The sequence below is a fragment of the Sphingomonas sp. BL-S-25 genome (genome assembly GCF_055521555.1).
Genome location: NZ_CM145486.1, coordinates 2,670,520 through 2,682,856 on the forward strand (window position 1 = coordinate 2,670,520; position 12,337 = coordinate 2,682,856).

The following is a 12,337-nucleotide window of genomic DNA, read 5'->3' on the forward strand; positions in this document are numbered from 1 at the left end:
TGCCTTTCATGGAACGGGGACGCTTTCGAGGGGCTGAACGACCGGCTTCCGTGCTTCCTCTGCACGATTTTGCTCTTCGAGCAACGCGGGCAGATTGCGCTCGATCAGACGTTTGGGATCGTACCAGGACTGAACTGAGTCGAGCAGCTGGCGGAAGGGCGCGTTGATCCGGACGTTGAACACGAAGGGCAGTTTGGCCAGACGGCGGATCAGGAAGTTGGATTTCGTCCCTTTGCCCTGGGTGACGCCCGAGAAGCTGATGTCGGTGATCATCTCGCCAGCCAGCGGGCCGTTCATCCGGATCGTCAGGTTGGCATAATTCAGCGACTTGAGCGCCTGGAACGCCATATTGCCCCACAGCCCGAGATTGCGCTGCGAGATCTCGCCGACATAGGCGATCGTGCCGCCCGCGCGGGCGCGCAGCTCGCCGCCCTCGATCCGTCCGCCATTGGCATCGAAGATCATCGGCAGCGTCCCGTCGAACGTGCCTGTCGCGTCGAGATTGTCGAACGCCATTTCCTTGAGGAACAGCGCAGCATCGACCCCCTTCACGTGGAAGGTCATGCGCCGCTCGCCCGCCTCGTTGAAGTCGAGCGTCGTCGGGTCGAGGATCAGTTCGCCGCCCGCGAACGGCCAGCGCGCGCCTTCCACCCGCACACGGCGGGTGTCGAGAATCTGATAGCGGAAGGCACCGTCGCGCACCGGGACACCGGGATTGATCTCGTCCACCTGCGCGACCTGGCCCGGCGCGGTGCGCATCGCAAGCAGGTCGACAAAGTCGAGCTGCGTCGTCAGCCCCTGTACCGGACCGAAGGCGGCCGCCAGATCGACATCGGTCGCGGTGAAGCGGCCGGTACTGGTGACGCCGTCGCCCGACCAGGCAAAGCGGCCGGTCCCCGCGACCAGCCCCTGCACGTCGGCGATGACGCCATAGGTCAACGAGGTCAGGTCGGTCGGCTGAAGGCCATCGACGGCAAAGCGGATGCCGGGCACGTCGAGCAGCGCCTCGCCTTTGGCCGTGTCGAGATGATGGGTGACGGTCACCTTGCCGACCGGCACCGGGCGCTTGGTGCCCACCAGCTCCGCCTGCGCTTCGACCGTCCCGTCGCGCAGACTGAGGCGCGCATTGGTCGCGGCAAGCGGCTCGAACCGTGCCGTCGGCTCCGCGTCGGTCAGGCGAAAGCCACCTATCAGCGAGAGCACACCCTGCTCAACCTGCCACGTGCCCTTGCCCTGCGACAGGATCAGCGGCACCGGGCCAATCCGGCCGCCGAGTGCCTCGAACTCGCCGCCCAGTGTCGATCGGTAGCCGCCGGTCAGCTGGCCGATATCGAGCTGCGTCGGCTGGTCGGCACCCAGTCGCACCGCAGCTCCGGTGATCCCGAAGGTGCCTTCAGTCAGATTCAGCCGCGCTGCATCCGCCGACAGGCTCAACGGGCTCTCCCCCATGCTGCCCGCCAGCTTGAGCGCCGAGGTGCGGACACCGCCGGTCAGGCCCTGCGCTCCCCATTGCACCATTGCCGGCCCGATCGGGCACAGCGTCACGCGATCAGCATTCAGCGTCATGCCGGCAGCCGCAATGCGCGAGAAGCTGACCGTCTGACATTCAGAATTCACCGCCAGCATCGGCCCGTCCCAGCGCGCCGCGAGCGGCATCGACAGCCCGTCGATCCGCCCGCCGCTCAGGGGCCCCGACAGCGTCGCCACGGTGCGCACTTCGCCCGCATCGCCGCGAACCCGGAAGTCCAGCGCCGACAGCGCGAGGCTGGCCCCGCCCGCCGCAAAGGGCCGGACCACGCCGGTGCCGCGAAGCTCCGCGCTTCCCGGCTGGCGCGTGAGCTGGACCGAGACATCGGGCATTCCGCCACCGCTCAGCGACAGCCTGCCCGCCAGATCGACTGCGCTATTGCCAAGGCCGAAATTGATCCCGGGCCCGCCGCCGAAGCGAAGCCGCGCGCCCGACCGTGCCGCGAGGTCAAGCGTCTTCAGATGGAGCAAGGTCCCATCGCTGCCCGTCCGCAGATCGATGTCCGCCGATCCCCCGAAGCCCCGTCCCGCCTGCTGCAGCGCGCGTGCGAACTGTCGGGCCAGCGGCGCGATCGGTGTGCCCTGTCCGGTGTTTCCATAGGCGGCGATCAGGCCGAGCATCGGCGAGGGCAGGGCCGCCCCCGCCAGCTCGATCCTGCCGTCGAACCCCGTGGCAGTGCCGACGGAGTAGCGGCCCGCAAGCGTGGCGGACGCTGCAGTGATCCCCTGCGCGGCAAGCGTCCCGGAGCGCAGCGCGACACTGCCCTGGGTCCTCGCGCGGTCGCCGGCAAAGTCGATGGTGCCTGTCGTTTGATCTAGCCGCGCGAAAGGCGCGTTCAAGCGCGCCGCGCCGAGCGTCGCCCGCCCCGACCACCGCGCCAGCGACGCGTCTAGATCGGCGGTCAGCTCGACATGCGGCCGGGTCAGGCGCGTCGTCCCGCACGCAATGGCGGCCGCATCGACCGGCCCTTCGACCGATGGCGCGCCGCGCCGGATGCGCAGCCGCATCCGCGCCGCGACCCGGTCCAGCGTACAGCCGGACGCCGCAAGCCGATCCGCGCGCGCCCAAGCGGCACCGGCGAACCCGTCGGTCAGCAACCCCTTGCCGCTCAGGCCGATGTCGATCCGTCCACTGCCACTGTCGAGCGCAAGCTGCGCGTCCGCCACCTCGACGCTCAGCTGTGGCAGGGAGAAGGGCTTCCCCGACGGCGCCGGCATCAGCCGGTCCAGATAGCCAAGCGACAGCGCGCCATCGACGATGCGACCCCGCAGCCGGACCGTGCCCGCCTTCGCCACCAGCACCTCGGCCCGCCACGGCGTGAGCGCGGTGCGAAGCTCGATCCAGTCGGCGGTCAGGTCGGGATTGCGCGGATCGCCGATCGAGACGTTGGTCAGCCGCTGGCGCCAGGGCGATAATTGCTCGATCTCGTAGCGCGCGGGCACGCCGCGCCTGGCAAGCTCACGGTCGACGAAGCTGCGCGCGATGGTGCGTCGTTGAAGCCAGGCGGCGGCAAGCATGACGGCGATCAGCAGGATCAGGATCAGCGCGACGCGGCGCCATCGCCGCGCAGGTCGCCGGCCCACCAGTCGCGTCGCGTCGGCGCCCGACTCTTCCTCGCTTCGGTCCACGCCCGCTCCAGCCACCACGCCCCACTCGTCGCTGAACGGCACTTAACCTGAGCTGTCCCGCCGTGCAAAAACTCGGCTGCGTGCTCGCAGTTCCGGACGCTGGTCTGCTTCCCGGCTGCCGATCGAAGGTGACATCTGTCACCCTCGCGACCTGACACTCCGCACTGGCGCAACATCGCCTCATCCAGAATGAATCCGGTCACGAAGGGAGCAGGTGATGGACAGGGATGACATGCTGGTCGTGGGACGGCTCGACGGCGTCTCGAAGCGGTTCGGCACCCATGTGGTGCTGGATGGACTTAGCCTCGATATCCGCGCGGGGGAGGTGACCGCGCTGCTCGGGCCGAACGGTGCGGGCAAGACGACCAGCGTCGGCCTGCTCACCGGCCGGATTGCGCCCGATGCGGGCAAGGTCGACCTGTTCGGCCTCGATCCTTCGCGGCCGGTGGCGCGGGCACGAATGGGGGTGATGCTGCAGAGCGCGGGCCTGCCCGACGTGCTGACCGTGCGCGAGCTGGTGACCTTGCAGTCGGGCTATTACCGTGACGCGCGCGAGATCGGCGAGACGATCGCATTGGCGGGGCTGGAGGGCCTCGAGAAGCGCCCCGCGGGCAAGCTCTCGGGCGGTCAGCAGCGTAGGCTGCTCTATGCGCTTGCCATCTGCGGCCGGCCCGACCTGCTCGTGCTCGACGAGCCGACGACCGGGCTCGATCACGAAGCGCGGCGCCATCTGTGGTCTACCGTTCGCGAAGAGGCCGATGGCGGGGCGGCGGTCTTGCTGACGACGCATTATCTCGAGGAAGCGGACGCGCTGGCCGATCGCATCGTCGTGATCGCCGAGGGGCGGATCATCGCCGACGATGCACCCGCCGGGATCAAGGCGAGCGTCGGCGGCTCGACCATCCGCTGCCGCACTGCGCTCAGCGATCCGCTTCTCTCGGCGCTGCCGGGTGTCCGCTCGGTCAGTCGAAGCGGCGCCGCAGCGACCCTGCTCGTCGCCGATGCTGTGGTGAGCGCGCGGGCGCTGCTGTCCGCCGATCCGTCGCTTGCCGAACTGACGATCAGTGCCGCCTCGCTCGAGGAAGCGCTCGCCAACCTCTCCCCCTCGACCCGAAAGGCAGCCTGATGGCAACCGCACTCGCCAGCCCGCTGGGCGTGTTCGCCCGCGAGAGCGTCGCCGAACTCCTCAAGAATCTGCGTCTGCCGCAATTCGCACTGCCGACGATCATCACCCCGGCGGTCTTCTACGGCCTGTTCGCGATCGCGCTGAACAAGGGCGGGCCGGAGGCGACGGCCTATTCGCTGGCGACCTTCGGGGTGTTCGCCGCCACCGGCCCGGCACTGTTCGGTTTCGGCGCCGGGGTCGCGGTGGAGCGCGAGAGCGGGCTCATCGAGCTCAAGCGCGTCTCGCCGCTTCCCGCGGGTGCCTATATCGTCGCCAAGCTGGTCTCGGCCGGGGCGATGGCGGCGCTGGCTCTGGCGCTGATCTATGGCCTGGCGCTGATCGGCGGCGTTCGGTTTCCGGCAGGGGTGTGGGCGATGCTGGTCGCGGTCCATCTGCTGGCAGTCGTGCCGTTCGCGCTGATCGGCTTCGCGGTCGGAATGCGCATGGGGGCCAAGGGCGCGATCGCCGCCGCCAACGCCTTCTATCTCGGCTTCTCGATCCTGGGCGGGCTGTGGATGCCGATCTCGATCCTGCCGGCCTGGATGCAGCATGCCGCCTGGGCGACGCCCTCCTTCCATCTCGGCCAACTCGCGCTCGCGGCGATCGGGATCCCGCCGCAGGGATCGGTGCTCGCGCATGTCGCCGCGATCATCGCCATCACTGTGCTGGTCGCGTGGCTGGCACTGGGCGGCTGGCGGCGCAGCCCGGCTTGACCGCCGCATCGCCCCGCGCAAGCATCACGATCATGCAATCCGAAGCGGCATTCCCGGCAAGCCAGCGCTGGTATCACAAGCTGATCGACGTCCGGCGTCCCTGGCTCTGGCTCGCCTATCTGCCGCTGTTCGGCATGACCTGGTTCTATCACCCGCCAGCCCTGTTCGACCTGACGGTGTCGGTGGCGGGCCTGTGCGTGTTTCTCGCCCTCTATATCTACGGCGCGCGCTGCTCGGGCAGGGCGGTGATCCTGCCGGCAATCCTTATCTTCGTGCTCGCGCTGGCGTTGATCCCGTTCGGCGGCAACTGGTCGGTCCTTTCGGTCTATGCCTGTGCCGTCGCCGCCGAGCTTCGGCCAGCGAGGGATGCGGTGCGGATCATCGCGACCTTCATCACCATCTCGGTTGCCGCGCTGATCCTTCAGGGTGCGCCCTGGTACGCCGTCGCGATGGCGGCGCTGTTCCAGACGATGGTTGTCTACAGCAAAATGGCAGGCACGGCGCTGGGCGATAAACACCGCGCGCTGCTGAAGGCGCAGGAGGAAGTTCGCCTGCTGGCGCAGGAGGCGGAGCGAGAGCGGATCGCGCGCGATCTCCACGACCTGCTCGGCCGTACGCTGACGCTGATCGCGCTCAAGAGCGACCTCGCTGCCCGGCTGATCGCGTCGGATCCGCAAGGCGCGGCGCGCGAGATGCGCGAAGCGGGTGAGGCCGCGCGCGGCGGCCTGGCGGAGGTTCGCGCCACCGTCGCCGGCATCAGCACCGCCGGCCTGGGCCGCGAGATCGAGGCATCGCGCGCCGCGCTGGCGACCGCGGGCCTGGACTGCGCGGTCAAGGGCGAGGAAATCGTGATCCCTCCCGCGAACGGCGCGGTGCTGGCGATGGCATTGCGTGAGGCGGTCACCAACGTGATCCGCCACGCCGCCGCCACGCGCTGCGACATCGTGCTGGCACAGGACGACCATGACGTGCGCCTGACCGTATCCGACAATGGCCAGGGCGGCCGCTTCGACGAAGGCTCGGGCCTGCGCGGGATGCGCGCGCGCCTCTCTGCGGCTGGCGGCCGTCTTCAGGTCCGGGCGGGCAGCGGCGGTACCGAAGTGACCGCGGCGATTCCGGTCGCGGCGGCCGCATGATCCGCGTCGTCATCGCCGAGGATCAGGGCATGGTGCTCGGCGCGCTGGCATCGCTGCTGGCGCTCGAGCCCGATATCGACGTCGTCGGCCGCGCGCCCGACGGCCCCGTCGCACTCGACCTCGTCGCCGCGCTTCGGCCCGATGTGCTGCTGTCCGATATCGAGATGCCGGGCATGACGGGAATCGAGGTCGCCGCCCGGCTCGGCGCGGCGCGGTCGGCGACGCGCGTCCTGATCGTCACCACCTTCGGCCGCGCGGGCTATCTGCGTCGCGCGATCGATGCCGGGGTACGCGGCTATCTCCTCAAGGACAGCCCGGCGGAACGGCTGGCCGACGCGATCCGCCAGGTCGCGGCCGGCGGCCGGGTGATCGACCCCGACCTTGCCGCCACCGCTGCCTTTGCCCCGCCCGATCCGCTGACCGACCGCGAGCGCGCGGTGCTGCGGCTGGCGCAGGACGGCCGTTCGAACAAGGAGATCGGCCGCGCGCTCGAACTCTCCCCCGGAACCGTGCGTAACTACCTCTCCGAAGCCGCCGCGAAACTGGGCGCCTCGAATCGCATCGAGGCCAGCCGCATCGCCCGGGAACAGGGCTGGCTGTGAGGGCCAGCGCCGCGTAGCGCTACTTCGCGCTGGCCCGCCTCAGCAGACTGCGATGGCGACCATAGCCGACATAGATCAGGAGGCCGATCACGTTCCACGCCAGGCACCAGAGCAGGGTCTCGATCGGCAGGCTGAGGAACAGATAGAGGCAGCCGCCGATCGTGCCGAGGCCGACCAGCCACACAGCGCGCAGGCGGAACGGGCGCGGGGCGCCGGGCGCGCGGCGGCGCAGCACCAGCAGCGTCAGGCCGACCGCGATGAAGGCGATCAGCGTACCGGCATTGGCGAGCGCGGCGACCTTGCCGATCGGCAGCAGCCCGGCCAGCACCGCGACGATGATCGCGGTCACCACCGTGATCCGCGTCGGCGTGCCGCGCTTCGAGATGCGCGCCAGCCGCTGCGGCAGGAAGCCGTCGCGCGCCATCGCCAGGAAGATCCGGCTCTGGCCGAACAGGAAGGCCAGCAGCACCGTCGGCAGCGCGACGACTGCGGTCGTCGCCACGATCCGGGCGATGCCGTCCTGGTTCATCGATCGCAGGATCAGCGCCAGCGGCTCGGGACTGTTGGCAAAGTGCACGAACGGTACCGCGCCGACTGCGGACGCGGCGACCAGCATATAGACCAAGGTGCACACCGCCATCGATCCGATGATCGCGATCGGCAGGTCGCGCGACGGGCGCTTGGTTTCCTCGGCCGCGGTCGAGATGGCGTCGAACCCGTAAAAGGCGAAGAAGATGATCGCCGCCGCCGCCATCACACCGCGCTGGACGCCCTCGCTGTCGACATGGGAAATATAGCCATAGGGCATGAACGGGCTGAAATTGGCTGCGTCGAAATAGGGCAGGGTGCAGCCGACGAACAGCAGCAGGGTGAGGATCTTGACCACCACCAGCACCGAGTTGATCCGCGCGCTCTCACGCGTGCCCAGCATCAGCAGGCCGGTGACGATCGCGATGATCGCCACGGCCGGCAGGTTGATCAGCCCGCCCAGCTCGGGACCCTTGGTCAGCGCCTCGGGAAAGCCGATCCCCATCAGCAACGGCGAGGCGTAGCCCGACCAGCCGACGGCGACGGTCGAGACGACCAGCGAATATTCGAGGATCAGGCTCCACCCGACGACCCAGGCGAAGCCCTCGCCGAGACCCGTGTAGGAATAGCTGTAGGCGCTGCCCGCTGCCGGCATCATCGCCGACAGTTCGGCATAGGCAAGCGCGGCGCAGGCGCAGACCAGGCCGGCAATGCCGAACGAGATCAGCACCGCCGGGCCCGCCCGGTCGACGCCGACGCCGATAAGGGTGAGGATACCGGTCCCGATGATCGCCCCGACCCCCATGGCCAGCAATTGCGGCCAGGACAGGCTGGGCGTCAGCGCATCGGCGCTGCGCTCGCCCGGGGGGAGCAGCGGCTTGCAGCGGGTCCAGTCGTTCACGTCATTCTCTCCCTCATCGGCCCTTGGTCATGCGCCGCCGGCTCGGCATGTCACCTCATGGCTTCTCGTTCGGAAAGAGCAACATCCAATCGGCCTCGGCCTGAATGCGGGCGAAATAGCTCCAGCTGTCGACATTGATCGACCGCTTCAGCCAGGGCTTCGCCTTTTCCGGCTCGCCGCGCAGGATATAATAGTTGGCCAGGCTGTAGGCGGTCGACGCCGCGACGCCGTCGGCGGTTGCGAAGGCGCGGCCGCCATCCTTGTCGCTGAAGAAGCTGTCGGCGGCGCGGTGGCCCTTGAACAGCTGCAACCCGTCGAAATAGGTGTCCGAACCGCCCGTCGGGTGGACTTCGAACAGGGTCAGGTCATAGCTGTCGAGCAGCTTCTGCGCTTCGCGAAGCCGGCCGGTGCGTGCCAGCGACAGATATTCCCAATAGCCATTGGCGGTGCGCGCATCGAGGTCGTGGGTGAACGACGCCGCCTCGGCCGACCGCGCGAACCATTTGGCCGCATTGTCGAAATCATGCTTGGCGAAATAGGCCTGGCCGAGATGGTAATAGAGATAATATTGCACCACGTCGGGGTCGCCCGGGAAATAGTCCGGGCCCGGCTTCTCGCGCTCGAGCGGCTGGTTCTCGTACAGCTTCGCCGCCTTCAGCCCCAGCTCGATCGACTTGTCGAATTCGCGCAGCGAGAAATGGCGATGCGCGCGGTGGCGCAGCAGCTTGCCCGAATTGGGGAAGCGTTTGAGTGCCTTGTCGTACACCTCGGCGGATTCGCGGGTATAGCCCTGGTAGAACAGGACCCGGCCATACCAGGTGGCATTGTCCACCGTCATGTTCGCCTCGAACGCCGCCTTCGCCTCGCGTGCGGCGCGTTCCAGCGTCTCGACCGCGGCGACGTTCGCGTTGCGCGCAGGCGCGGTGTACATCGGCTGGCCGAGCAGCGAGGTGCCCTGGAAGCTGCCATTCTGGGCCCACGCGGTCATCGGCGCGCCCGCCAGTGCCAGGCCGAACGACGCGGCCAGCGCGAATTTCCGGATGTTTCTCATTCTGTCTCCCCTGCGGATATCTGGTGTCATTGGATGTCGAGGTCGAACTTCACACCCTGGGCGAGCGGAAGCGAAGTCGAATAGTTCACCGTGGCAGTCGCGCGGCGCATATAGTTTTTCCAGCTGTCCGAGCCCGAGACGCGGCCACCGCCGGTCACCTTCTCGCCGCCGAATGCGCCGCCGATCTCGGCGCCGCTGGTGCCGATATTGACGTTGACGATGCCGCAATCGCTCCCCAGCGCGGACTGGAAACGCTCGGCCTCCAGCACGTCGCGGGTGAAGATGCACGACGACAGGCCCTGCGGCACGCCGTTCTGCAGCGCGATCGCCTGGTCCAGCTCGGTGTAGGACAGGACATACAGGATCGGGGCGAAGGTCTCTTCGCGGACGATCTCGGTCTGACCCGGCATCTCGACTATCGCGGGCTGGACATAATAGGCGTCGGGCGATCCCCGATCGATCCGCTCGCCGCCATGGACGACGCCGCCCTGGCTGCGCGCCGCGTCCAGCGCGCGCTGCATCGCGTCGAACGCAGCATTGTCGATCAGCGGGCCGACATGCGTCGCCTCGTCCAGCGGACTGCCGATGTTCAGCGTGCCGACCGCGGCGATCAGCCGCTGGACGAACGTCTCGCGAATATCCTCATGCACGATCAGCCGGCGCAGCGTCGTGCAGCGCTGTCCGCAGGTGCCCGTGGCGGCGAAGATCGTGCCCCGCAGCGCCAGCGCGACATCGGCGCTGGGGGTGACGATCGCGGCGTTGTTGCCGCCCAGCTCCAGGATCGGCCGGCCGAAGCGGCGTTGGACGCGCACACCGACATCCTGGCCCATGCGGACGCTGCCGGTCGCGCTGACGACCGCGACATCGGGATGATCGGCCAGCGCCATGCCGCACGCGGCATCGCCCAGCGCGACCTGAACCAGATGCTCGGGGGCCCGCTCGTCCTCGGCCGCTACCTTCTGCAGCAGCCCGGCAAAGGCGAGCGCAGTCAGCGGCGTCTTTTCCGACGGCTTCCAGATCGCGCTGTCGCCGCATACCAGCGCGACGGTGGTACCCCAGGCCCAGACCGCGGCCGGGAAGTTGAATGCGGAGATCAGGCCGAGCACGCCCAGCGGATGCCAATATTCAGTCAGGCGATGCTCGGCGCGTTCCGACGCGATCGTCATGCCGAACAGCTGGCGCGACAGGCCGACGGCATAGTCGCAAATGTCGATGACCTCCTGCACCTCGCCGCGCGCCTCGGTCAGGATCTTGCCGTTCTCGATCGTCAGCAGCTGCGACAGCGCTTCCTTGTGCTCACGCACCAGCAGGCCGAAGCGGCGCACTAGTTCGCCGCGATGCGGCGCAGGCACTGTCCGCCACGCCAGGAACGCGGTGCGCGCGCGCGCGACCATCGCGTCCATCGCTTCGGCGCTGTCGGTGCGCAGGCTGGCGAGCGTCGATCCGTCGATCGGGGAGGCGACCGTCAGCGCCGATCCCTGATGGGGGGCGAGCGACAGGCCGATCTGGCCGAACAACTCGCCGACCGATGTCGCGAAGCTGCCGGGGGCGGGGGGGCTGGCATCATTTGGGTGCATAATATGAAGAGCGTCCATTGCGGTGTTCGGTTGAAGGGCAGGTGCCGGAGCGGCTGATGCGCGCATCATGGCACGTCGTGCCGGATGACGCGCCCGCCCTTGATGACGGTCGAGACGCGCTCCAGCACGGTGATGTCGGAATAGGGATCGCCCGACACGGCGATCAGGTCGGCGAACTTGCCCGGCTCGATCGTGCCGACCGTGTCCGATCGGTCGATCAGCGCGGCGGCATCGACCGTCGCCGATCGCAGCGCCGCCATCGGCGTCATCGGGCCCTGCTCGACCATCAGGCGGAACTGGCGCGCATTCTCGCCGTGCGGCGAGACGCCGGCGTCGGTGCCGAAGGCGACCCGCACGCGATACTGCATCGCCAGCCGGATGTTGCGGCCGCGGACCCGCCGCGCCTCTTCCATCTTGGCGCGGACCGCCGGGCTGGCCTCGGCCGGATCATGCCCGTCGAGCAGCCCGAGCGTCGGGACCAGCCAGGTCCCGCGCTGCGCCATCAGCTTCGCGGTGGCGTCGTCCAGATAGGTGCCGTGCTCGATCGAATCGACGCCCGCGCGCACCGAGGCTTCGACGCCCTGGCCGCCATGCGCATGCGCCGCGACCTTCAGGCCCAGGCCGTGCGCGGTGGTGATGATCGAGGTCAGTTCCTCGTCGGTCAGATGCTGTCCCAGGCCGCGCGCCTGTTGCGAACGGATGCCGCCGGTCGAGGTGATCTTGATCAGGTCGGCGCCATATTTGGCCGCCTCGCGTACGCGCAGCGCGCATTCGACCGCGCCGGTGCAGGCGCCGGTATAGTCATAGGGGTACAGCGCCTCGGTCGCCTTGCGGTTCAGCCCCGACATGTCGCCATGCCCGCCGACGATCGACAGCGAGGTGCCCGACAGGACGATCCGCGGACCGACGACCCGCCCCTCCTCGGTCGCGTCGCGCAGTGCATGGATCGAATAGCCGTCCGACCCGACATCGCGCACGGTGGTGAACCCGGCCTGCAGCGTCTTCAGCCCATTCGCATAGGCGATCAGCGTGACATCCTCGGCCGTATCGACCGCTGCCGACGTCAGCGCGGTGTCGGGCGAGAAGCTGAGATGGACATGCGTGTCGATCAGCCCGGGCAGCACGGTGCGGTCGCGAAGGTCGACCTTGCGGACGCCGGTCCGCTCGACATGTCCGGGCACGATCTCGGCGATCCGCCCCTCGCGAACCATGATCGTCGAGGGACCAAGCGGTTTCTCGCCGGGGACGGCGATCACCCGGCCAGCATGGATCGCCAGCGATTCGGGCGCATCCTGCTGCGCCATCGCCGCGGTCGAGCAGGCGAGGCTGGCGGCCAGTGCGAGCGACTTCATCATCATGGCCACGCGTGAACCCTCCCCGGGCGCCATTTCGCGCCGACAGGAAAGGCATAGGTAGGATTTACTGGTTAGGCAATAATTTCTATGATAGGAAAATTGCAAGAAATCTGACACTGATCGGAAACCGGCGGGGTCGCCGATCGAAAAACC

9 protein-coding genes are annotated in these 12,337 nt (G+C 68.4%); 4 read left to right on the forward strand and 5 right to left on the reverse strand.

Annotation, left to right across the window (positions count from 1 at the left end; all coding sequences use genetic code 11):
• Positions 1 to 6: 6 nt before the first annotated feature.
• Entirely contained in the window at positions 7 to 3,198 is a 3,192-nt protein-coding gene (locus ACZ1H8_RS12755; RefSeq protein ID WP_465177562.1) for an intermembrane phospholipid transport YdbH family protein, read from the reverse strand.
• Positions 3,199 to 3,373: 175 nt separating this feature from the next.
• On the opposite strand from ACZ1H8_RS12755, the gene ACZ1H8_RS12760 reads away from it, so the two are divergent.
• Genes ACZ1H8_RS12760 through ACZ1H8_RS12775 form a run of 4 tightly spaced genes read left to right on the forward strand, consistent with a single transcriptional unit; the run spans position 3,374 to position 6,772 of the window.
• On the forward strand, positions 3,374 to 4,282 hold the full coding sequence (locus ACZ1H8_RS12760) for an ABC transporter ATP-binding protein (RefSeq protein ID WP_465177563.1): 909 nt from the start codon (positions 3,374 to 3,376) through the stop codon (positions 4,280 to 4,282).
• Positions 4,282 to 5,034 (forward strand): ABC transporter permease, encoded by a 753-nt coding sequence (locus tag ACZ1H8_RS12765; protein WP_110149437.1) that lies wholly within the window; start codon positions 4,282 to 4,284, stop codon positions 5,032 to 5,034. The genes ACZ1H8_RS12760 and ACZ1H8_RS12765 overlap by 1 nt, the downstream gene beginning before the upstream one ends.
• A 32-nt stretch (positions 5,035 to 5,066) precedes the next feature.
• A complete protein-coding gene (locus ACZ1H8_RS12770; protein WP_465177564.1) occupies positions 5,067 to 6,170 on the forward strand; it encodes a sensor histidine kinase in 1,104 nt (367 codons plus the stop codon).
• Positions 6,167 to 6,772 carry a response regulator gene (locus ACZ1H8_RS12775; protein WP_465177565.1) on the forward strand — a complete coding sequence of 202 codons (606 nt, stop codon included), beginning with the start codon at positions 6,167 to 6,169 and terminating at the stop codon, positions 6,770 to 6,772. The genes ACZ1H8_RS12770 and ACZ1H8_RS12775 overlap by 4 nt, the downstream gene beginning before the upstream one ends.
• Before the next feature lie 19 nt (positions 6,773 to 6,791).
• On the opposite strand, the gene ACZ1H8_RS12780 is transcribed toward ACZ1H8_RS12775, so the two are convergent.
• The 4 genes from ACZ1H8_RS12780 to ACZ1H8_RS12795 all read right to left on the reverse strand — a co-directional run bounded on the left by ACZ1H8_RS12780 (position 6,792) and on the right by ACZ1H8_RS12795 (position 12,187).
• The gene (locus tag ACZ1H8_RS12780; RefSeq protein ID WP_465177566.1) at positions 6,792 to 8,201 is read right to left on the reverse strand and encodes an amino acid permease; all 1,410 of its coding nucleotides are present in this window, start codon (positions 8,199 to 8,201) and stop codon (positions 6,792 to 6,794) included.
• 55 nt (positions 8,202 to 8,256) lie between these two features.
• Positions 8,257 to 9,252, reverse strand: coding sequence for a tetratricopeptide repeat protein (locus tag ACZ1H8_RS12785; RefSeq protein ID WP_465177567.1), 996 nt, complete (start codon positions 9,250 to 9,252; stop codon positions 8,257 to 8,259).
• 26 nt (positions 9,253 to 9,278) lie between these two features.
• Positions 9,279 to 10,829: an L-piperidine-6-carboxylate dehydrogenase gene (amaB, locus tag ACZ1H8_RS12790; RefSeq protein WP_465177568.1), complete on the reverse strand. Its 1,551-nt coding sequence runs from the start codon at positions 10,827 to 10,829 to the stop codon at positions 9,279 to 9,281.
• A 65-nt stretch (positions 10,830 to 10,894) separates the two neighbouring features.
• A complete protein-coding gene (locus ACZ1H8_RS12795) occupies positions 10,895 to 12,187 on the reverse strand; it encodes a metal-dependent hydrolase family protein (protein ID WP_465181393.1) in 1,293 nt (430 codons plus the stop codon).
• Between the last annotated feature and the right edge of the window lie 150 nt (positions 12,188 to 12,337).

What these genes read in the sequence shown, in the direction of transcription:
- ACZ1H8_RS12775 (WP_465177565.1), top strand. Translation starts at nt 6,167, where the DNA reads ATGATCCGCGTCGTCATCGCCGAGGATCAGGGCATGGTGCTCGGCGCG.
- ACZ1H8_RS12795 (WP_465181393.1), bottom strand. Translation starts at nt 12,187, where the DNA reads ATGATGATGAAGTCGCTCGCACTGGCCGCCAGCCTCGCCTGCTCGACC.
- amaB (WP_465177568.1), bottom strand. Translation starts at nt 10,829, where the DNA reads ATGCACCCAAATGATGCCAGCCCCCCCGCCCCCGGCAGCTTCGCGACA.
- ACZ1H8_RS12760 (WP_465177563.1), top strand. Translation starts at nt 3,374, where the DNA reads ATGGACAGGGATGACATGCTGGTCGTGGGACGGCTCGACGGCGTCTCG.
- ACZ1H8_RS12765 (WP_110149437.1), top strand. Translation starts at nt 4,282, where the DNA reads ATGGCAACCGCACTCGCCAGCCCGCTGGGCGTGTTCGCCCGCGAGAGC.
- ACZ1H8_RS12785 (WP_465177567.1), bottom strand. Translation starts at nt 9,252, where the DNA reads ATGAGAAACATCCGGAAATTCGCGCTGGCCGCGTCGTTCGGCCTGGCA.
- ACZ1H8_RS12770 (WP_465177564.1), top strand. Translation starts at nt 5,067, where the DNA reads ATGCAATCCGAAGCGGCATTCCCGGCAAGCCAGCGCTGGTATCACAAG.